Consider the following 21,569-nt stretch of genomic DNA (forward strand, 5'->3'; position numbering starts at 1 on the left):
AGGGCTTCTGCTTAAAACTTTTACTTATCGTTAAAACGTTATTTTTTAGCTGCAGTATTCACAAATAACGCAATTGCGCCGTCGCCGGTTACGTTACAGGCAGTTCCAAAGCTGTCTTGGGCCATGTATAGAGCAATCATGAGGGCTATTGCGGTATCGCCAAAGCCCAACATTGAACCTAATAAGCCCACCGCCGACATAACCGCACCACCAGGCACACCAGGAGCTGCTAACATAACAACGCCTAAAGTTAGTATAAACGGCAGGATAGTAGTGAAAGACGGTATAACAAGCTCGCTATGCAGCACCATAACAGCAATGGTGCAACTAACAATAGTAATGGTGGAACCGGCTAAATGAGTGGTTGCACACAAGGGTACCGTAAAGTTAGCAATGTCGTCGTTAACGCCATTATTTTTTACGCTTTGTAAAGTTACCGGAATGGTGGCTGCGCTCGACATGGTTCCAAGCGCAGTAAAGTAGGCCGGAAGCATATTTTTTATTAGCTTTACAGGCGACTTACCCGCTTTAATACCGGCAAGAACAAACATGCTGGTTAAGTACACCCAGTGTAGAGCAACTGCTAAAACAAGTATTACACCGAAGGTTTTTAAGGTTTCAAATACGGTGCCGGCGGCGGCCATTTCAGCAAAAACACCTGCAATATAAAAAGGTAGCAGCGGAATAATAAGCTTAACCAATAAGCGTTCAATAATGTCGCGGCCTTCGTCGCTAACCGTTTTAATAGTGGTTGCCTTAATAGCCGAAATTCCTAAACCCAGCACAAAAGCTAATACTAGCGCTGTCATTACGCTAAATACTGGCGGCACATCCATCACTATAAAGGGCAGTAAGCCATTGGTAGCGGTGTCTACCACTGCTTTACTTCCAGTGGTTAGCATGGGCACTACAATTCGGGCCACAAAGTAAGCCCCAACACCGGCAACAATGGTTGAAAGGTAGGCTATACCTAGGGTTCGACCCAACAAGGTACCACTATTTCTTGGCAGGGCAGCAATACCACTGGTGATGAAGAACAATATAAGCAAGGGAATTATAAAAAACAGGAATTCGCCAAACAAAGCTTTAAAGGTAAGTAGTAAACGAATGAAAAATTCCGGTGCAAATAGGCCCACCAAGGAGCCAAGAACAATACCAGCAATTAATTTAAGTATGAGTTTCATAGGGGGTCTCAAAATTATTTTAGTTCTTGCCGCATCATAACATGGCTGAATGAAATGCGGCACCGGACCATGTGAAGCTTACCAAGGGCAATGTGTTAGTATACTTTGTTGCGCCCTGTTTGCTTGGCTTTATAAAGCGCCGTGTCGGCAGCTTTTAATAGTTTTTCTATGGAATCAAGTTCTGCCGATAAACTAGCAACACCAAATGACACGGTAAAGTAAAACGTTGTGCCGTCGGGCAAATAAATCGGTAGCTTAGCTAAGGCTTGGCGAAGCTCTTCTGCTTTGGCCAAACCTTCTGTGTAGTTAGTATCGGAAAGTAAAATTACGAATTCTTCCCCACCAAAACGAGCCATAATGTCGGTAACACGCAATATATTTTCACAACATTCAGCTAAAGCTTTTAGTACTTCATCGCTAATATCGAGTACGCTACAGCGGCCCACTTCAAGAGTTGGTTCATTGTTAACTCGTGATGAAAGGTTACAAGCCACTTCAATAATTTGACCATTTTTGCCACGCATTTGTAAGCGGGTTTGTTGGTCGCGCGCTGTTTCTAATGCATTTAGTAGTTCTTCTGCCGGTTTATCGTTTTTCTCAACGACAAGGTCTTTGAAGTTACGGTTATTTACCAATTCTTCGCGCTCATAACCTAAATATGCTAATACCATTTTATTTACATTGGTAATTAAACCGTCGCTCGAAAGGGTAATGTAGCCAATGGGAGCGTTCTCATATAAATCGCGGAAGTTGGCAAGCTGTTGCCATTGCGACGGTTCTGATTGCACTAGTATGGTCCACTCTAATTGCTGAACGTCGTTGGTTATGCCTAAGTCGTCTAAATAGCGTGCATGGGAGGTTTGTTCATAAACATTGGCTATGTTGATTCGTTCATAAGTAAATAAATGACCGTTAATATTTACACTGCCAGCAGAGGAAGCTTGCATTAGTTGCCATAATTCAGGGTGCCAAACTTGTACTTTTAAGTCGTCGCGGCTTAACCGAACGGCCAGGGGCAAGACAGATACCTTTGTCCTGGACTTCGTGAACGAGCCGGATGAAATCTACAAAGCGTTCAAACCCTATTACGAGGTGACCACCAAGGAAGAGGATACCGACCCGCAACAGCTCAATAACCTGGCCCACACCCTGTCCACCTGGCAGATTTTCACGGAGGGAGAGGTGAGCGCCTGGTGCGAGATCTGGTTCCGCAACCGACTGAACCCGACGGGCGGTGAACACAAGAAGCTGAATAGTCTGATTGACCTGGCTGTCGAGCGTTTCAAGAAATTGAGCGAGGAAGACCAAGCCCTGTTCAAGGGGCAATTGGTCAGCTTCCGTAACCTGTACGGCTTCGTTGCCCAGATTATTCCTTATCAGGGCTCGGACCACGAGAAGCTGTACACCTATTCCCGCTTCTTGCTCACCAAACTGCCTTACACCGCCGATACGCGCACGGTTCAGGTTGATGACGAGGTAGAGCTGAAATACTACCGGCTGCAGAAAATCAGTGAGGGCGCCATCGACCTGAAGGCTGGTGAACCAGATGCCTTGTATGGCCCGACCGAGGTTGGTACGGGGCAAGCTGATGAAGAGGTACAGTTATCGACACTGGTCGACAAGCTGAACGAACGGTTTGGCACAGAGTTTACCCCGGCGGATCAGTTGTTCTTCGATCAGGTGAAGGAAACCGCCGTTGCCAATGAACAGCTACGGCAGGCCGTCATGGCCAACAGCCTGGAGAACTTGTTTGTAGAACGCATGGACGGCAACGAGGACATCTTCATACGCTTGATGAACGACGAGTCCTTCCGTAATATCGCTTCTCAGTACCTGATGCGGGCTGTGTATAACCAGGTCAAAACCAGCGTTGAGACGGGATAAGGCAGGCGAAATGGAATCATGGGAAGAACTCTTCGCTGCGCTGGAAGCGTTTGACGAGGAACAAGCAGAACAAAAACGAAAGGGATTGAATGACTTCAATCTGCTCAGCTCGGTTCTGTCCGTCAATGATGAAGTCCGGCTTCATACCCGGTTTATCTATGCTCTGCTGAATCCGAAGGGGAAGCATTATCAGGGAACGCGATTTCTTGAACTCTTCCTGGAGGTTATCGGACGACAGGATTGGCTGGATCCGACATCTGTAACCGTGCTGAAAGAACATTGTCCGGATGGCCAGGGAGATCAGATTGACCTGTGGATAACTGATGGTAAACGTCAGATCGTTGTCGAAAACAAACTCAATGCGCAGGACCAGCCCCGGCAGGTTGCGCGTTACCTTGAGGTGATTAATGCCACGGATCCGGCACAGGCAGACGAGACGCTGTTTATTTACCTGACTAAAAATCGACAGGCCCCCTCTGCCTTTGGTTTGGGTGGGTTAACGGTTTGTCACCGGACATCCCGTTTGCTCAACACCAGCAGCCAACCGGTCGCTCACTATCAAAATCTCAGTTACCGGAAAAATACCCAACAAGACAGTATTCATACTTGGCTTGAGTCATGCGTCAACGCTGTCGACCGGCAATCTCACATCGCTTGGGCGTTGCGGGATTATCAGGCAGTGGTAGAACGGGCAACGAAGGAGTATGTGAGCAAGGTGAAAACGCTAAAAGACATTCTCGAAGAGGGCATTGCCGAGGGAAAGCGACACCATGAGCAGGCAATCCAGTTGACCAGAGAATTACCTGCCATACACGCAAGTTGGCTTGAACAAGCATTAACAAGCAATCTCGAAGAGCTATTCGAGCCGTTTGTCGGTAATGGTGACATGACCAGGATTGGGCCGGAAAACGTAGAGTTGCTGAGCCCCTTCGTCCATACCGCTTTTCAAAAAGATGCTTCCGGCCTCCTGTACGCGCCTAGATTTAATTTTTTCCGAGCGGGTAATGGGACGCGTAACCGTGGCGCTTTCTATCGACTGGAGACCGGGCCATGGGCCAAAGAGGCGGTTCTTATGCTGTTTTACGGCTCCAAGATGCTCCATGTGGGCTGCCTGCTGACAGAGCATGCTGATCGCTCTATAGAGGGCCTGATGCCGACTCTGAAGCTTTCAGAGCCTGCTGCACTGAAAAGCAAGATATTTCCTCGGGTTATGACATACGCCGAAGCCCTTGAGTACCAAGGCATCATCCACCTTGCCGACTTTTCTAACAGCCCACAGCGGGAAATTCTGGGCGAACTTTTAACAAGCTTGGGTTGTGCTGATAGCACGACATTATCAGAAGGAAACGAGATATGAGCTACGACGCTAACTTTGATCAAACCCGACTCAACCAACTGGCGGAACAGTACCTTGCTGGTGTATCGCGCCGAACACGATAAACCGAACGCTAGCCAGGGCGTTGTAAAAGTTTGCGGCCGTGATCTGGCAATTGAGTGGCTGCCTCGGAGTAAGTTTGAAGAGTTACGGAATGCGTAAGCCTGTACTGACGTGTCATTAGTGCCGGCATCTACGCAAGCCTGCTCCGATATTTCTCCAGGACGAGAGGATTACCGCCCTGGAGGACTTTCCAATCGCTACACATACCTATCTGATTTGGATAACTTTGAGCTCATTCCATGCGCTCTAATAGGTCGCCTCTTGGAGATATGAGCAGCACATACGCTATTAATCTGGATAAGTTTTCGTCGGAATTCCAGGGCGTGAGTTTTCTAAATCAGATGGAAATGGCACGCACTTAGACGGCATCCCCGAACGTCTTGCGCCAGTCTCGCGGACTCACATGATGCCGTTGTTTGAAGTGCTGTCGGAAAGAAGTAGCTGTATGAAAGCCAATTCTTTCCGCTATGGCTTCAACAGACAGCGATGTGGTTTCAAGTAGCTCACGCCCTTGCCGTAACCGCTCACTCACCAACCACTCCAACACCGTCATGCCGGTAGCTTTTTGAAAATGACGTGTGAAGGTGCGTCGGCTCATAGCGGTACGGGCGGCGAGCTCATCAATGGTGTGGGTGTCGGCCAGGTTTTCCCGCAGGTAATCTAGAAGCCGGTTGATGTGGGCATCCTGGGTAGAGATCGCGACGGGTTGTTCAATAAACTGAGCCTGACCGCCTTCCCGATGAGGCGGGAGTACCATGAGTCGGGCAATCGTATTGGCCGTTTTGGCGCCATAGTATTCACGCACGAGGAATAGGCAGCAATCCAGCCCCGCAGCCGTTCCTGCGGAAGTGACCAGCCGATCATCCTCAACATAAAGGGCATTGGTATCGAGTTTTACCTTCGGGAAGCGCTCGAGAAAGTCCTGCTCAGCCAGCCAGTGGGTTGAAGCTCGTTTATTGTCCAGCAATCCCCCGTAGGCTAGAGCATAGGTTCCATAACAAAGGCCGACCACATGCGCGCCGCGCTCATGGCAACGAGCAAGCGCCTCTGTTAATTCTGACGGTGGCGCCTCGTTCAAGTCATGCCAGCCGGGCACCACGGCAATATCAACGTTATCCAGTAGCTCCAAACCTCCATCAGGCTCAATAGTCATTGCCCGCTCGGAATTCAGAGGCTGTCCTCCCGGAGCCACAATCACCAATTCGAACAACGGGCCATCAGGCAGGGTAATACTGAAAACCATGTAGGGCACCGAGAAATGGAAAGGACTGAATTGCGGGTGAAGGATAAGCCCAACTCTGGGTCGCCTCATGGTCATACTCCTTTGGTTCATCCGACCCGATGATAACCCTTTGGCCCGATCTTTTCGATGATTGTCTTTCAGGTCAATATTTGTGGCGACCAAAACTCCCTACACTTTACCCATCAACGAACACCCATTTGGAGGACAAACACCATGTTGATTAAAACCATCGCTAGCACACTGTTGCTGGCATCCGCTGCTTTTGTAGGCAGTGCTTTCGCGGAGTCTGGCTCAGGCACGTTGACCCAGGAAATGCAGCACATTCGGAACGCCACAATAAAGGTTACCTACGGTGAAACCACGTTTCTGATAGATCCCATGTTGGCAGATAAAGGAACCTATCCTGGCTTTGAAAACACTTACCGCAGTGAGCTGCGCAATCCTTTGGTGGCGTGACACTCCACAAAACCGGCGGGCAGCACGGTTCCGATAATCTTTATGCCGTTCCCGAGCTGGCCGAGTCTTTAGGCGAGGTGATGGGCGTTGTTTTCGAGGCCGAGGGGCAGAGAACAACCTATGTTGTGGGCGATACCGTATGGCGCGATGAAGTTATGCAGTCACTGGACCGTTACCGCCCCGACGTAATTGTGCTGAACACTGGTGCTGCCGAAGTGAACGGTTTTGAGGGCGATCCGATCATCATGGGCAAAGAGGACACTTTGCGGGTTCACCGTGCCGCACCGGAAGCGACTATCGTTGCCGTACACATGGATGCGGTTAACCACATGACTCTCAGTCGCGAAGGACTGGCGGATTTTGTGCAAAACGCGGGAATTGAAGAGCATGTTTTGATTCCGGCGGATGGCGAAACTATTTCTTTTTAATTCAAACACATCCGGAAAATATTACCGAGAAAGGAGCAATCAAATGAGCAAAAGAGCCGTTATTGTTGTTGATATCCAAAATGAATATTTTTCATCTGGCAAACTGCCATTGGTGAATATAGAGCAGGCTGCGGCCAATGCTGCACGAGTCATACAGATGGCTCGTCAGAACAAGAACCTTCTGATTCATGTCCACCATGAGTTTCCCGATCCGAATGCGCCGCTATTCACACCGGGCAGCGACGGCGTTGAGATTCACGAATCCGTCGCCCCTGATGGCGATGAGCCGGTAATTCTGAAAAATTACCCCAACTCGTTCCTGAATACCAACCTGAAAGAGCTGCTGGATACCAACAGCATTGAGGAAGTAGTAGTGATTGGTGCCATGAGCCACATGTGCATCGAAGCGACTAGCCGCGCCGCTTCAGACTTTGGATATAAGGTTACAGTTGTCGAGGATGCCTGCGCCACATTGGATTTGGAATTCAATGGTGTGAAAGTGCCTGCGGCGCAAGTTCATGCCACTGCTATGGCAGCTCTTGAGTTCGCCTATGCGAGTATAAAATCCACAGCAGGTTTCATTAACAGCTATTGATCATTTCAACCTATTGGAGCTGACTAACCAGCTAGGAATAGTTCCTGGCTGGCCGCTTCATGTCTCCGATGTGATGATTGCCGATAAACTTTGGTGATTAATTACCTATGTTAGCGGGCAGGGTTCTTCGCTTCGGCATTTTTTCTAAGAGCTTCAAAAAGGACCTTTTGCATATTTGTTTGATGTTTTAGAGCCTGACTTCTTACTGGTGCGAAGCGACGAAGGGGCCTCAGAACAGACTCTTAGGAGGCTATTTTCGATTAACGGCTTGACTGTGCTGTCCAATCTGGTTTGAAACGCCCTCAAAAAGCCTTTTTTAAATAATTCGCCCATCGGTTCGGTCGTTATGAAGGACGTGACTATAAATCCATCCATCATCATTGAATCAAAAAATGGTACGAGATCAGACAATGACTTTCACATGTGAAAGTCACAAGGCTATGTGGTTACAAAACACTCTTAATTCCTTGGGATATGTCCTGTTTTTCCGATAATGTCTTCTTTTTTCTAGTTTGTTTTTATCTATTAATTATCAATGGCTTATTAGCCATCCTCGCCTTTGTGCCCTTTAAGGGCAATTCCACGGTTCTCCCTCCAGACCAATATTTTCGATGATAGCTCCTGTCAAATCATAAGCAACTGGGAGTAGTCATGAGGAAACAATCAAGTAACACGACAGAGCTTCAGCTGACGTACGAAGAAGTTTGCACTGTTCTGAAGACATCGCAGGCAACGTTACGCCGCTATGTAAAACAAGGTCGGTTCCCGGCACCTATGAAGCCGAACCCTAATGGCAGGGCTGTTCGCTTTCGCTACCAGGACGTAAAAGCGTGGTTGGACAAGCTGTGAGAGGGTGGAGCTGATGCAATATAAAGTTCAAGAAGATGGGCTCTATGCATTGTCAGGTGGCCACTGGCAGCGTGTAGGCGGTTGGATTCAGGTAATGGCTCGAACCAGATTAACCGACAAACGGCACGGACACGGAGCGTTGCTTGAATGGCAGAATTTCGATGGTGTGAAGCTACGTGAGGTCGTCTATGCCCGAGATCTCAACAGCGATAATGCCCGACAGGTGCGAGATATGCTGGTTGATACCGGTTATCCACTGACACCCGGGCAGGCCAGCAGATTCGTCTGGTGGAGCTCCCGGTGTTTGGCACCTACGGTGCGTTCGACGAATTACATGGCCACAATCATCCTCAGCAATTTGTGGACGAGCTGAAATCGTCTTGTCAGCGTTACCACGGCACTGTCATCTGGGAGTGGGTGTCATTGCTGATCGAGCGTCACACTGAGCTCAGTCAGTATCTAAATCATGAGGTTGGTCGTCTGAGCAGTGTTTGGACAAACGATCAGATGGTATCCCAGGTGCAACGAGTCATCCGGCGTTTTGCCTTGATTGGTGCAGCACTTTGTCTTGGAAGCAGAAATTTCATCCTCCCATGGTCCGAAGAGGAGTCTCTGCCGGCAGTCCACAGAACTCTGAAGGCTTGGCTGGATAATAGAAGCCACTCCAGAAACTCTGAGGAATTCCGTCTTCTCAAAGCGCTGGAGCGGGCAATGAAAGTCTGGGAGCGCACTCTCAGTGAGATTGAACATGAGGACTGACCTGGTGTTCCCAATTTCCCAGTTTTCCCACTTTGGTTATGGCGGTGTAGGGGTAGAGAGATGACAGAAAAAGAAATGCTGCAACGGGTGTTGCAGGACATGATGGTTCTCAAGAAGATAATTTTGGACCATATCAGTGGCAGCAAGGCCCCAGAAGCCGACAAGGAGATCATGAGTCTTGAAGACTGTGCGGAATACACGGGGCTGAAGAAAAGCACCCTGTACCAGCTAACCTCCCAAAAGAAGATTCCTCATTTCAAACCAAATGGTCACCGGATTTTCTTTCGCCGCGCAGACATCTTGAAGTGGCTCCAGTCCAACCGGATCGCGACGGCGGACGAGATCGAGCAGTCGGCTGCTCAGCACCTGGTGAGCCACCGAGTAGATATCCACACCCCTGGCCAGTTGATTGAGCGCAAAGGTGTGCCGTCCGGCATGGAAAGTGACGTTCTTGGTGATTCCTGCCCGCATGACCCATTGCGCCAACGCAACGTTGGTATAGGAGTCATACTTCAGACCCTTGAATACCCTATCACCTGGCTTACCGCGACTCTCCAGGTTCAACAATCTCACCGCTGAGTCTGGAAGATCCAGATATTGCAGTGAGTTCCCGGCGTTCACCAGCTTCTTCTGCCGAAAAATGATGCGGTAGTGGCCATCGGCGAATTCCTCTATCTCACCCCAGACCAGCTTGTGGATATCTGACCAGCGAAGGCCAGTAGTGCAGGAAAACAGGAAAGCCCGCCTCAGCACGTCATACCGGCATTCGGCTTTGGTCAGAGCCCGGACCTCTTCCAAGGTCAGGTAAGTCCGTTTCGTGTTTTCCGGCTTGATGGATTTAACCTGTTGAACCGGGTTGTCGCGGACAATGCCGTCTCGATAGGCCTGGTTGAGCGCTGCCCGAACCTTGTTGAAGTAACTGCTGGTCGTGTTCTTGGCCAGTTTGGTACCCGATTTGGTGGTGGCCTCATGCAGAAGGTAGTGCCAGAACCCCTCCAAGAATCGCTTATCGACTTGTTCAAAGGTAAGTTCAGACAAGCCATGGTAACGGTGCAGGTGATGACGGGTGGAGATCCAGATCGAATGGTTGGATTTGCTTCCGGAAGCCTTCTCGTCGGTCAACTGGTCGAAGTAATCGAAGAAGCTGGCAGACAGCTTGGTCCGATCATCCAATCCATGTCGTGACGACTCGATTTCCAACAGCCGCTTTGCCCGGATGGCCTCAGCCTTCTGATTCACGGTCTTGTTGTGCTCACGCTCCGCCGGAAGGCGGGGTTTGTCGTAGAGGAACAGGTTCAGGGATTCATATGAGCGCTTCTGCGGCCGAGAACCGTCCTGACCCGTCTTAGAACCTTGATAGTAGACCAGTCGCAAGACACGGTGGCCGTTCTTGTCTGGTTCGCGTTTCTGGATAGTGATTTTCATGTTTTGCTCCTTTTGTGCTCCGAGTGCTCCGAAAACTTATACTCGGAGCACACACGGAGCAAGAGGGGGCAAAACGGATCAAACTGCTTGCAAAGAAACAGAATAAAATTATTTGTAAAACAATGGCTTATTTGTATTTGATTGGATGCTTTTCGATCTTTTTGGCCGTTTCACTTCCCGATGCAAAAGTTACCAAAAATTTTACTAAGCAGGTCGTCGCTAGTAAATTCGCCAGTAATTTCATTTAAATGTGACTGCGCCAAGCGTAGCTCTTCGGCTAGTATTTCGCCCGCGGCGTAAGTTTCAAGCTGCTCTTGGCCAATGTACAAATGCTTCTTGGCCCGTTCTATGGCTTCTAAATGGCGTCGACGGGCCATAAAGCCACCTTCCATATTGGTATTAAAGCCCATGCTGGTTTTTAAATGTTCGCGCAAAGTGGCAAGCCCGTCGCCACCAGATGCAGACAGAGCGACAACAGGAATACCTTCATACTCTGTTAAACCAGCGGGTTCTCCGGTTAAGTCGACTTTATTGCGGATAACACTGAATGGAATATTGTGCGGCATGCGGTGAAAAAACTCAGGCATAATGTCGTTGGGATGAATGGCATTGGTTTCGGTGCTGTCGACCATAAATAATACGCGGTCGGCCTGTTCAATTTCAGCCCAGGCGCGCTCAATACCAATTTGTTCTACTTTATCTGGGCTTTCGCGCAGGCCAGCGGTGTCGATAATATGTAACGGCATACCGTCTATTTGAATATGTTCCCGTAGCACGTCGCGGGTGGTGCCGGCGATATCGGTAACAATAGCCGATTCTCGACCAGCCAGGGCGTTTAGCAAACTCGACTTGCCTGCATTCGGCCGTCCGGCGATAACCACACGCATACCTTCGCGCAATAAACTACCTTGTTTGGCTTCACTTTCTACTTTTAATAATGCGTTAAGAATAGCTTCTAAGTCGGCAGCAACTTTGCCGTCGCTGAGAAAGTCTATTTCTTCATCGGGAAAATCAATAGCTGCTTCAACATACATGCGCAAATGAATTACTGCGTCTACAAGTTGGTCTATACGGTGCGAGAATTCACCCTGTAAGCTTTGTAAGGCCATACGGGCAGCTTGCTCTGAGTTAGTATCAATTAGGTCGGCAATGGCTTCTGCTTGGGTTAAATCAATTTTATCGTTCATGAAAGCGCGCTCACTGAACTCACCTGGGCGTGCTAAGCGAACGTTGCTATTGGTTAAAATGGCGCGAATAAGCATATCAATGACCACGGGGCCACCATGGCCTTGTAGTTCTAATACGTCTTCACCCGTAAACGAGTTAGGGCCTTCAAAAAACAGGGCAATACCTTGGTCGATTAGAATGCCGTTGGCGTCTCTAAAGTCTGTGTATAAGGCGTAGCGGGGTTTAGGGCATTGGCCAACAATTTGTATGGCTATTTGCTTTGCTAGGGAACCACTTACACGAACTATACCAACACCACCTTTGCCAGGTGGCGTTGCTTGGGCAACAATGGTGTCGGTGTCGAAAGTAAGATCGCTCATGAAGTAACCCGTATAAAGTGCAACTAAGAATAGAAGCTATTATACCGAGCTAGCTGAATTAACATAGAGCACTTTGTGCTATTGCCTAGTCTAAGGAATGTTGCTGCATTACTTGGGTTAAGGCGGTTGTTAGTGGTTCTACAAGGTTTTCATGACGTTTGTGAATATAGTGATACACCAGCCAGGTTTCTAAGTCTGGGGTAACCCGATAAATATTGTCTACATGCATGTGGTCAAGTACTTGTTGGGCTATTTCACCGGGTACAATAACAGCGTCGGTACGACCGCTCTGCAAACGTAAAAAAGCTTGCTCTAAGGTTGTCACGCTAGTGGAAGGAATGTCACCAAGGCGGCCTAAAATAATGTCGGTGCCTTCTAAAATATCAATACGTTTGCCACGCAGGTCAGCCCAACTGGTTGGGTGAAATAAATAGTCATTGGTGAATACGGTAGCAGCAACTTTTTCCAATGGTACGGGAATTCGTATCATGTCTGGAGCTTTTAAGCCGGCGTCTTCAGTTCGCGCAAGTTCACCATCGAGTATTTCACCGCGGTTACTTTCATAAAAACTACGGGCATAGGGCATTGGCAATAATGAAATATGGTAGCCAATTTTAGCATATGCAGCTTCTACATATTTGAAAGAAACATGTGAAGTGTCGACTTCTTGCATTGTGCCTATGACAAGATCGAAATGAGGCTCGCCGAAGTGTTCTGCAATGCTCGTAGAGCTAACAGTAAAAGAAAAAATGGCGGCGCAGAGCGCAGAATACAGAAGTTTCATTAGTACGGCTAAAACCCAATATAAGTTAAATGTTGTTATATTGTAATCTAACGATAGCTAACTGTCACTAAATAAAACCCGACGCTAGGTCGGGTTTTATATGGGAAAAAATGAATTTTATATTATTTTGCAGTGTTTTCTTTATCGAACTGACGATATATCCATAGCATTTGCAATATAGTGATTAAGTTACTTACTAACCAATATAATACTAAACCTGCGGGGAAGAATAAGAAAAACACCGTAAACACCACCGGCATCATTTGCATTATTTTTTGCTGCATGGGGTCGGTCATCGGTGTTGGCTGCAAACGCTGCATAAAGAACATGCTAGCACCCATTAACACCGGTAAAATGAAATAGGGGTCGCGGCTTGAAAGGTCGGTTATCCACAGCATAAAGTCGGCATGACGAATTTCCGGGCTTTCCAACAGCACCCAATATAACGATAAGAAAATAGGTAACTGTAGGAACATAGGCAAACAACCACCGAGCGGGTTTACCTTTTCTTCCTTGTACATTTTCATCATTGCTTGCGACATTTTCTGCTTGTCGTCGCCGAAGCGTTCTTTAAGCTCTGCCATGCGCGGTGCTACTTTGCGCATTTTTGCCATAGAGGTATGTTGTGCTTTAGTAAGCGGGTAGAGCAGCCCTTTAATAATAATAGTAATTAAAATAATGGCCACACCATAGTTTTTCACAAAGCCAAACAAGAAAGCTATTAACCAGTGAATAGGTTGGGCTAACCACCACAGAAAGCCATAATCCACGGTTAAGTCGAGGTGTTTGGCAAGTTTTGCTAGGCGCTCTTGGTTTTTCGGGCCCATATAAATATTGCTTTCAAAGTCGTAACTAGAGCCAGCAGCTACGGTTACAATAGGTCCTTCAAAGCTAATACGGGCATTATTACCGCTAACAATTTGGCTTTTAAGCGTGTTTCTAGCTGTTTGATCGGGAACCCATGCAGTAACAAAGTAATGTTCTAGCATGGCTACCCAGCCAGCCTCGGTATTTTGATTTAGAGCGCGTTTTTGAATGTCTTTAAAACTATATTTTTTATATCTTTCGCTTTCAGACGAGTAGGCCGCCCCACGGTAAGTGGGCATAAACATGCTCCGGCCGTTATCGACCATGCTTTGAATTAAACGCCCATATAACTGCATTTGAATGTCTGTGTTGGTGTTGTTTTCAACTTTATGGTGCACATTTACCGCATAGTCACCACGAGTAAAAACAAATTCTTTGGTAATACGGCTACCATTGTCAGCTATGTATGTAAGGGGCACTGTTAAGGTTTCGCCACTTAATTCATAGCTATTTGCCGCTGCGGTGTAGGTAGGCCGTTTCACCGAACCATAAAAGCCAGCTTCTGCATTTAACCCACTTTCAGCAATATGCAGTTCACCGCTTTGGCGTTGAAATAAAATACTATAACGGGCAGATTCGCCAAGCGTTTCAGCATGCTCACGTAATTCACTACGCACAATGTCACCACCCTCAAGGGCAATGGATATGTCAAACAAGTCGGTAGTAACACGAATAGTTTCGCTGTTGTTAGTGCCTGCCACTATGGTTTCAGACCCACCTAAAGTAGCCTGCTGTAGTACGTCGCCACTGGCTGTTGTGGAACTACCAGCGGTTGAACTTAGGCTGCCATCACCCAGTGTTTGGTTGCCACCGCTTATTGTTTCTGCGGTTGGCGCTTGAACGCCAGGAGTGTTGGTTGTGGTTTTTAATAACCATTGCTGGTACATAAAAAATGACATAACCAAGAAAAGTATGATTAGTACTGTGCGTCGCGAATCCATAGTTACTTCTTCTCTCGTTTTTTGTTCAGCGATTGCTCGCTAGACTCATGGGTACTGTCGCTCGAAAGCTCGTCACCCGGTATAGGATCAAAACCACCCGGATTTCCCGGGTGACATTTAATTATTCGCCGCATGGCGAGCCAACTACCTTTTATTACCCCAAATCGCTTTATGGCTTGAATTGCGTACTCGGAGCATGTGGGCACAAACCGACAACGGGGCCCGAGTAATGGGCTAATTAAGAGCTGGTAGAGTCGGATAATGCCGACGAGTATTGCTTGCAGCGCTTGCTTAATTTTCGCCATAAATAATTGCATAGTTCTCTGAGCGCCGCATTGTCTAAATCTGTTACCCCAGGCTTGGCGATGACGATAATATCAAAGCCAACAAGTTTGTGCTGCTGTAACCGAAAGGTTTCTCGAATTATACGTTTAATTTGATTTCGTTGTACGGCTAAACGCGCGTTACGTTTGCTAACAGTAACACCAAGACGAGGGTATGCTAAGGAATTCGGTTGGGCAAGAAAGGTTAGATGCTTACTAACGGCTTTAACAGGAGGCTGTTGAAATACGCGTTGAAAATGCGCGGGAGTTAACAGGCGTAACTCCCGTGAATATGCATAGTGCTTCACATAAAGTGCTTCACAATAGGGTGGTATACTGCCTGCAATTAAGCAGACAGTACTTTACGCCCTTTGGCACGACGGCGAGCCAGTACCTTACGGCCACCTTTAGTTGCCATGCGTGCACGGAAGCCATGGTCGCGCTTGCGTTTAATTACACTTGGTTGAAATGTTCTTTTCATCGCTCTAATTTCCGTTGCTGATCAGTGTGTCAAAATGAGCGCGGATCTTACCTATTAAATCGATCAGTGTCAAATACTAAAGAGAACCTTGCCCTGTGGATAACTTCCATGAAGTTCGGGTAAAAAGGTGGCGCAAATGGCCTGAATTTCGTATGATAGGCTAATTATAACGTAAGGGTAAAAGCCCTACAATTTGGTTTCCAGAGGCCTTGTTTGGTTAACAGCTACCAAAAACTATTCTTATAAATTCATGGGAGGGGGTTCGTGGGTAATTCTTTGTGGCAGCAATGTGCTACTCGCTTACAGGGCGAGTTGTCGTTGCAAAACTTTAATACCTGGATTAAACCCCTGCAGTCCGATATAGAAGAAAACACGCTTTTTTTGTATGCGCCTAATCCCTATGTTATGGATTGGGTAAAGGACAAGTATTTAAAACAAATTATCACATTTCTACGTGAAACAGCGGGCGATAAGGCTCCTAATGTAGAGTTGCGGGTAGGCTCTCGCAAAGAAGTACCTAGCGCTGAGCAGCCAGTAGCGGGCACCTCAAGTGGGTATCGACAACCACAAACGGCACGGCCACGGCAAATTGCCGCTGTGGGTGACCGTCCTATTTCTTTGCAACACTCTAATTTAGCGCCAAGCCACACCTTTGATAACTTCGTTGAAGGTAAATCAAACCAATTGGCGCGAGCGGCAGCTATGCAGGTGGCAGAGAACCCCGGCGGTGCTTATAACCCTTTATTTATATATGGCGGTACGGGCCTTGGTAAAACTCACCTTTTGCATTCGGTTGGTAACGCTATTTTAGAACGTAATCCTGAAGCTAAAGTGTACTACTTGCGGGCGGAACGTTTTGTGCAAGACATGGTGTATGCCATGAAGCACAATAAAATTGATATTTTTAAAGAAAGCTACCGCTCTGTTGAAGCGTTGCTGATTGACGACGTTCAGTTTTTTGCCAAAAAAGAACATTTTCAAGATGAGTTTTTCCACACTTTCAACTGGTTACTTGAAGGAAATCAACAGGTTATTCTTACTAGTGATGTATATCCCAAAGAAATTGACGGCGTTGACGATCGTTTGAAAAGTCGTTTTGGCTGGGGTTTAACGGTGGCTATTGAGCCACCAGACTTACCCACTCGCGTAGCAATATTAGAACGTAAAGCTGAAGAACGGGGTATGAAGTTACCACCTGAAGTGGCATTTTTTATCTCTAAGCGGTTGCGTTCGCATGTTCGTGAACTTGAAGGTGCACTTAACCGTGTTATTGCTAATGTGAATTTAACCGGTAAAGAAGTCACTATTGATTTCGTGAAAGAAGCCCTGCGCGACCTTTTAATAGCACAAGAAAAAATGGTCACTATTGATAATATTCAGCGTACGGTAGCGGAATATTATAATATTAAAGTTTCAGATTTAATTTCAAAACGTCGTAGTAGGTCAATTGCCCGACCACGACAGGTTGCCATGGCGCTGGCAAAGGAATTAACCAACCATAGCTTACCTGAAATAGGCGACGCTTTTGGTGGGCGAGATCACACGACTGTGCTACATGCATGTCGTAAAATAAAGTCGTTACGTGAAGAAAGTCACGAAATACAACAAGACTATCGCAACTTGAACCGCACCTTGTCTGTTTAAAACCGTTGTTTGTTTAAAACGTAGTTGCACAATGGCTGCAATAATAAGAATAGGAGAGCCAGTGATATGAAATTCACCATCACCCGCGACGCTTTATTAAAGCCGCTGCAAATAGTAAGTGGCGCTGTTGAGCGCCGTTCAACATTGCCCATATTAGGCAATGTGTTACTGCAAGTGAGCGAAGATTCGCTACGCATGACAGGCACAGACTTAGAGGTAGAGCTGGTTTCTTCGGTTACCCTTGAAGGTGCAGAGCCAGGCGACATTACTGTGCCCGCAAAAAAGCTTCTCGATATTGTGCGTAGCCTTGGTGAAGGCGCCGATGTTCGCATTGAAGCAGCCGACGACAAGGTTATTGTTCGGTCTGGTAAAAGTAGGTTTACTCTAAGTAGTTTGCCTGCCACCGACTACCCGAATATAGAAGAGTGGCAAAGTGAAATTAAGCTTGAAATTACCCAGGGTAAACTTAAGCATCTTATTGAACGTACCCACTTTTCAATGGCTAACCAAGATGTTCGCTATTATTTAAACGGCATGTTGTTTGAAGTAAACGATAATGTGTTACGTACGGTTGCTACCGACGGCCACCGCCTTGCTATGGCTTCGAGCCCCTTAGAACAAAGTGCATTGCCGCACAAGCAGGTAATAGTTCCGCGTAAGGGTATTAGCGAGCTTATGCGCTTACTTGATTCTGACGACGGGCTACTTGAATTGTCTTTGGGCCAAAATCATATTCGTGTACAAACCGGCGGCATGACCTTTACCAGTAAATTACTTGATGGCCGCTTTCCTGATTATCGCCGCGTTATTCCAACCGGTGGAAATCGTATTGTTATTGCTAGTCGTGAATTACTTAAGCAGTCTTGTGTTCGAGTGGCTATTTTGTCGAACGAGAAATTCCGTGGCGTGCGTATAACCCTCGATGGCCAAGAAATGTCGTTAACTGCCAACAACCAAGAACAAGAAAAAGCAGACGAGCGGTTAGAAGTAAACTACAACGGTGAAAGCATGGAAGTTGGCTTTAATGTGAACTACTTGCTAGATGTTGTTAATGCAATTGAAGGCGAACAAGTTAAGCTTACTTTAACCGATGAAAACAGCAGTGCTTTAGTTGAAGACGCAGCAACCGATGGTGCCGTTTACGTTATCATGCCGATGCGACTTTAATGAATGCAAATACGCTCGTTAACCATTTCAAACCTACGCAATTTAAGCCATGTAGAAATAGAAAACACGAACCGCATTAATATTGTTTATGGTGAAAACGGTAGCGGTAAAACGAGTGTGTTAGAGGCTATATATTGTTTGGGTTTCGGTCGTTCGTTTCGCACGCACCAAGCAAGACAGGTTATACAAACCGAGTCGGATGCTTTTACAGTATTTGCAAAATTAGACGGTATTGAAAACGAAACGCGGGTTGGCTTTCAAAGAAACCGACAAGGAGAAAGTGACACCCGAATAAATGGGGAGCGCGGCCGTCGGTTTTCTGAATTAGCCCGTTATGTACCAGTACAGTTAATAACGCCTGAGGGCGTAGAGCTTATTACAGATGGACCAAAAGCGCGGCGACAATTTATGGATTGGGGATTGTTCCACGTGGAACAATCGGATTACGTTCATTGGTTGCAGTATTCACGTTTGCTAAAGCAACGCAATGCGCTGCTGCGTTCGGGACGATTTATTCAAGATGGTGGGGCCTTCTGGGACCAGCAACTATCACAGGCAGGAACAGAGTTAACCCATGCACGGCAACGGTATTTAACAGCGCTGAATGAACAGCTTAACGAGTACTGCCAACGTTTTTTACCGAAAATTAATTTCGAGTTCAAACTTATGCCGGGATGGAGCGAACGTTTTGCTTCTTTTGAAGAAGCTTTAGCTGAACGAGTAGAGCTTGATTTACGGCAGGGCTTTACCAGTGTTGGGCCAAGTAAAGCTGAATGGCAAATAAGGGCCGATGGCGCTGACGCCCGTGAGCGCCTTAGCCGAGGCCAACTCAAATTACTAATGGCAGCATTACGATTCGTACAAGGCGAACATTACCGCCAAGTTACAGGTACTTCGTGCATATATTTAATCGACGACTTACCGGCAGAATTGGACGTCGATAACCAAGCAAAACTCTGCCAAGCCATTTTAGACACGCAAAGCCAGGTGTTTGTAACGGCGATAGACAAAAACAATATTCTCAGCCATTTCACACGGGCCGAGACCCGATTGTTCCACGTGGAACATGGGGCAATTTTAGATACAACGACAGGATGAATCTATGTCACAACAAAATGATACGTATGATGAATCGAATATTAAGGTTCTTCGAGGTTTAGACGCGGTACGTAAGCGTCCAGGGATGTATATTGGCGATACCGACGATGGCACCGGCCTTCACCATATGGTGTTTGAAGTTGTCGATAACTCAATTGATGAAGCGTTAGCTGGCCACTGTTCTGAAATATATGTAACCATGCATAACGATGGGTCTATTTCTGTTCGCGATGATGGTCGTGGTATTCCAGTTGAAATACACCCGGAAGAAGGGGTTTCTGCTGCTCAAGTTATTATGACAGTACTTCACGCGGGCGGTAAGTTCGATGACAACTCGTACAAAGTTTCAGGTGGCTTGCACGGCGTAGGTGTGTCGGTTGTTAACGCTTTATCTAAACAGCTAGACTTAACCATTCAGCGTGGCGGTAAAAAGTACTTACAAACTTATCTACATGGTGAACCCCAAGCCGATATAAAGGCGATTAGTGAAACTAATGAAACGGGAACAGAAATACGTTTCTGGCCAAGTGAAAACACCTTCACTAACATTGAATTTCATTATGACATTTTAGCCAAGCGGTTACGCGAGCTTTCTTTCTTGAACTCTGGTGTGTCTATTCGTTTGCTAGATGAAAATTCAGAACGGAAAGACCATTTTCATTACGACGGCGGAATTGGTGCTTTTGTAAGTTACTTAAATGACAAAAAAACCCCAATTCACCCAACGGTGTTTCAATTTCAGCTTGATCGTGAAGACGGTATTACAGTTGAAGTAGGGTTGCAGTGGAACGACTCGTATCAAGAGCATATTTACTGCTACACCAACACTATACCGCAGCGAGATGGTGGAACACACATGGCAGGATTCCGCTCTGCACTTACTCGCACGCTGAATAACTATATGGACAAAGAAGGATATAGTAAGCGAGCTAAAACCAATGCTTCGGGCGACGATGCCCGAGAAGGTTTAACCGCAGTTATTTCTGTTAAGGTTCCAGACCCTAAGTTTTCTTCGCAAACAAAAGAAAAACTTGTTTCTTCTGAAGTGAGAAATGCGGTAGAACAAGCAATGAACGAGAAGTTGTGGGACTTCCTAATGGAGAACCCCAAAGAAGCGCAAGTAATTGTGACTAAAATTATTGATGCGGCTCGAGCACGTGAAGCTGCGCGTAAAGCCCGTGAAATGACACGTCGTAAGGGTGCGCTCGACTTAGCTGGTTTGCCAGGCAAGTTAGCCGACTGCCAAGAAAAAGACCCCGCTCTTTCTGAACTTTATATTGTGGAAGGAGACTCAGCGGGCGGTTCTGCGAAGCAGGGCCGTAACCGTAAAAACCAGGCTATTTTACCGTTGAAAGGTAAAATTCTTAACGTGGAAAAAGCCCGTTTCGACAAAATGCTGGCCTCACAAGAAGTGGCTACCCTTATTACTGCATTAGGGTGTGGTATTGGCCGCGATGAATATAACCCAGACAAAACCCGTTACCACCGCATTATTATTATGACGGATGCCGACGTAGACGGTTCGCATATACGCACGTTATTACTTACGTTCTTTTATCGCCAAATGCCTGAGCTAATTGAACGTGGCTATATTTATATAGCACAGCCACCGCTGTATAAAGCTAAGCGTGGCCGCCAAGAACAGTACATAAAAGACGACGCAGCACTTATTGAATACTTAACCAGCCAAGCGCTTGACAAAGCGTCGTTACATGTTAATGCCGACGCACCAGGTATTACCGGTGTTGCATTAGAGAAAATGGTACGCGATTACCAATATGCCATGGACTCAATTCAGCGTTTAAGCCGCCGTTTACCTGAGCATATTTTGTCGCGCTTAGTGTATGCTCCACGCTTAACAACGCAGAACTTAAAAGACGAAGCCTTTGTACGTTCATGGGCTGAAGCGTACACCAAAGACTTAATGGCCACTGAATCACAGTCGTCTACTTACAATGTTTTGGTAGAAAAAGACACAGAGCGTAATGTTTACTTACCTGTAGTGCGTTTGTTACGCCATGGTGTTGAACGTGACTACCTACTGAACTATGAGTTTTTAGTGTCGAAAGACTACGGCCACTTAGTAACCGTAGGCGACGATATTGAAGACTTAATGGAAGAAAGTGGTTATGTACAACGTGGTGAGAAAAAACAACCAGTGAAAGACTTCGTTGAAGCTATTGAGTGGCTAATTAATGAGTCTAAACGCGGTTTGTACATTCAGCGCTATAAAGGGCTAGGTGAAATGAACCCAGATCAACTTTGGGAAACCACCATGGACCCAGACAGCCGCCGTATGCTGCAAGTAACCATTGAAGACGCCATTGGTGCCGACCAGTTGTTCACCACCTTAATGGGTGACCAGGTTGAACCACGCCGTGCCTTCATTGAAGACAACGCACTACGAGTAGCGAACTTAGACGTGTAGTGAATATGCTTTAATAAAGCAGTAGATA

General features: G+C 46.8%; 21 protein-coding genes and 1 pseudogene. 12 read left to right on the plus strand and 10 right to left on the minus strand.

The window, feature by feature from the left end; translation table 11 throughout:
- Positions 1 to 38: 38 nt before the first annotated feature.
- On the minus strand, positions 39 to 1,184 hold the full coding sequence (locus M1L23_RS07215) for a dicarboxylate/amino acid:cation symporter (protein WP_252626671.1): 1,146 nt from the start codon (positions 1,182 to 1,184) through the stop codon (positions 39 to 41).
- Positions 1,185 to 1,279: 95 nt separating this feature from the next.
- A complete protein-coding gene (locus tag M1L23_RS07220; RefSeq protein ID WP_252626672.1) occupies positions 1,280 to 2,203 on the minus strand; it encodes a GGDEF domain-containing protein in 924 nt (307 codons plus the stop codon).
- A 25-nt stretch (positions 2,204 to 2,228) separates the two neighbouring features.
- Between M1L23_RS07220 and M1L23_RS07225 the strand changes: the two genes are divergently transcribed.
- Complete coding sequence (locus M1L23_RS07225) at positions 2,229 to 3,068, plus strand: hypothetical protein (protein ID WP_252626673.1); 840 nt, start codon at positions 2,229 to 2,231, stop codon at positions 3,066 to 3,068.
- A 10-nt stretch (positions 3,069 to 3,078) separates the two neighbouring features.
- Positions 3,079 to 4,425, plus strand: a complete 1,347-nt coding sequence (locus M1L23_RS07230) for a PDDEXK-like family protein (protein WP_252626674.1) — start codon at positions 3,079 to 3,081, stop codon at positions 4,423 to 4,425.
- Positions 4,426 to 4,864: 439 nt separating this feature from the next.
- On the opposite strand, the gene M1L23_RS07235 is transcribed toward M1L23_RS07230, so the two are convergent.
- Positions 4,865 to 5,839 carry a GlxA family transcriptional regulator gene (locus M1L23_RS07235; RefSeq protein ID WP_338021835.1) on the minus strand — a complete coding sequence of 325 codons (975 nt, stop codon included), beginning with the start codon at positions 5,837 to 5,839 and terminating at the stop codon, positions 4,865 to 4,867.
- Positions 5,840 to 5,962: 123 nt separating this feature from the next.
- Between M1L23_RS07235 and M1L23_RS07240 the strand changes: the two genes are divergently transcribed.
- The 6 genes and pseudogenes from M1L23_RS07240 to M1L23_RS07265 all read left to right on the plus strand — a co-directional run.
- Positions 5,963 to 6,205 (plus strand): hypothetical protein, encoded by a 243-nt coding sequence (locus M1L23_RS07240; protein ID WP_252626676.1) that lies wholly within the window; start codon positions 5,963 to 5,965, stop codon positions 6,203 to 6,205.
- Entirely contained in the window at positions 6,202 to 6,633 is a 432-nt protein-coding gene (locus tag M1L23_RS07245; protein ID WP_252626677.1) for an MBL fold metallo-hydrolase, read from the plus strand. The genes M1L23_RS07240 and M1L23_RS07245 overlap by 4 nt, the downstream gene beginning before the upstream one ends.
- Positions 6,634 to 6,676: 43 nt before the next feature.
- Entirely contained in the window at positions 6,677 to 7,228 is a 552-nt protein-coding gene (locus M1L23_RS07250; RefSeq protein WP_252626678.1) for a cysteine hydrolase family protein, read from the plus strand.
- Between the two features lie 651 nt (positions 7,229 to 7,879).
- On the plus strand, positions 7,880 to 8,077 hold the full coding sequence (locus tag M1L23_RS07255; protein ID WP_252626679.1) for a helix-turn-helix transcriptional regulator: 198 nt from the start codon (positions 7,880 to 7,882) through the stop codon (positions 8,075 to 8,077).
- Between the two features lie 300 nt (positions 8,078 to 8,377).
- Positions 8,378 to 8,836: a hypothetical protein gene (locus M1L23_RS07260; protein WP_252626680.1), complete on the plus strand. Its 459-nt coding sequence runs from the start codon at positions 8,378 to 8,380 to the stop codon at positions 8,834 to 8,836.
- A gap of 171 nt (positions 8,837 to 9,007) precedes the next feature.
- Positions 9,008 to 9,100: pseudogene (locus tag M1L23_RS07265) on the plus strand (helix-turn-helix domain-containing protein); the annotation flags it as partial.
- On the opposite strand, the gene M1L23_RS07270 reads toward M1L23_RS07265, so the two are convergent.
- The 7 genes from M1L23_RS07270 to rpmH form a co-directional block, all read right to left on the minus strand.
- Entirely contained in the window at positions 9,065 to 10,261 is a 1,197-nt protein-coding gene (locus M1L23_RS07270) for a site-specific integrase (RefSeq protein WP_252626681.1), read from the minus strand. The pseudogene M1L23_RS07265 and the gene M1L23_RS07270 overlap by 36 nt on opposite strands.
- Positions 10,262 to 10,431: 170 nt before the next feature.
- Positions 10,432 to 11,808: a tRNA uridine-5-carboxymethylaminomethyl(34) synthesis GTPase MnmE gene (mnmE, locus tag M1L23_RS07275; RefSeq protein WP_252626682.1), complete on the minus strand. Its 1,377-nt coding sequence runs from the start codon at positions 11,806 to 11,808 to the stop codon at positions 10,432 to 10,434.
- 85 nt (positions 11,809 to 11,893) lie between these two features.
- A complete protein-coding gene (locus M1L23_RS07280; RefSeq protein ID WP_252626683.1) occupies positions 11,894 to 12,592 on the minus strand; it encodes a substrate-binding periplasmic protein in 699 nt (232 codons plus the stop codon).
- 122 nt (positions 12,593 to 12,714) lie between these two features.
- Positions 12,715 to 14,400: a membrane protein insertase YidC gene (yidC, locus tag M1L23_RS07285; RefSeq protein ID WP_252626684.1), complete on the minus strand. Its 1,686-nt coding sequence runs from the start codon at positions 14,398 to 14,400 to the stop codon at positions 12,715 to 12,717.
- A 2-nt stretch (positions 14,401 to 14,402) separates the two neighbouring features.
- Positions 14,403 to 14,705 (minus strand): membrane protein insertion efficiency factor YidD, encoded by a 303-nt coding sequence (gene yidD / locus M1L23_RS07290; protein ID WP_252626685.1) that lies wholly within the window; start codon positions 14,703 to 14,705, stop codon positions 14,403 to 14,405.
- Positions 14,639 to 15,031 (minus strand): ribonuclease P protein component, encoded by a 393-nt coding sequence (gene rnpA, locus M1L23_RS07295; protein WP_252626686.1) that lies wholly within the window; start codon positions 15,029 to 15,031, stop codon positions 14,639 to 14,641. The genes yidD and rnpA overlap by 67 nt, the downstream gene beginning before the upstream one ends.
- 38 nt (positions 15,032 to 15,069) lie before the next feature.
- Positions 15,070 to 15,204, minus strand: coding sequence for a 50S ribosomal protein L34 (gene rpmH / locus M1L23_RS07300; protein WP_252626687.1), 135 nt, complete (start codon positions 15,202 to 15,204; stop codon positions 15,070 to 15,072).
- A gap of 264 nt (positions 15,205 to 15,468) precedes the next feature.
- Here rpmH and dnaA point away from each other — a divergent pair, with 264 nt between their 5' ends.
- The 4 genes from dnaA to gyrB all read left to right on the plus strand — a co-directional run bounded on the left by dnaA (position 15,469) and on the right by gyrB (position 21,541).
- A complete protein-coding gene (dnaA, locus tag M1L23_RS07305; protein WP_252626688.1) occupies positions 15,469 to 16,848 on the plus strand; it encodes a chromosomal replication initiator protein DnaA in 1,380 nt (459 codons plus the stop codon).
- A gap of 66 nt (positions 16,849 to 16,914) precedes the next feature.
- Positions 16,915 to 18,015 (plus strand): DNA polymerase III subunit beta, encoded by a 1,101-nt coding sequence (dnaN, locus tag M1L23_RS07310; protein WP_252626689.1) that lies wholly within the window; start codon positions 16,915 to 16,917, stop codon positions 18,013 to 18,015.
- Positions 18,016 to 18,018: 3 nt separating this feature from the next.
- Positions 18,019 to 19,113: a DNA replication/repair protein RecF gene (gene recF / locus M1L23_RS07315; RefSeq protein WP_252626690.1), complete on the plus strand. Its 1,095-nt coding sequence runs from the start codon at positions 18,019 to 18,021 to the stop codon at positions 19,111 to 19,113.
- Between the two features lie 4 nt (positions 19,114 to 19,117).
- The gene (gene gyrB / locus M1L23_RS07320; RefSeq protein WP_252626691.1) at positions 19,118 to 21,541 is read left to right on the plus strand and encodes a DNA topoisomerase (ATP-hydrolyzing) subunit B; all 2,424 of its coding nucleotides are present in this window, start codon (positions 19,118 to 19,120) and stop codon (positions 21,539 to 21,541) included.
- Positions 21,542 to 21,569: the final 28 nt, after the last annotated feature.

Source organism: Aliidiomarina quisquiliarum, from assembly GCF_023922585.1.
Classification (GTDB): domain Bacteria; phylum Pseudomonadota; class Gammaproteobacteria; order Enterobacterales; family Alteromonadaceae; genus Aliidiomarina; species Aliidiomarina quisquiliarum.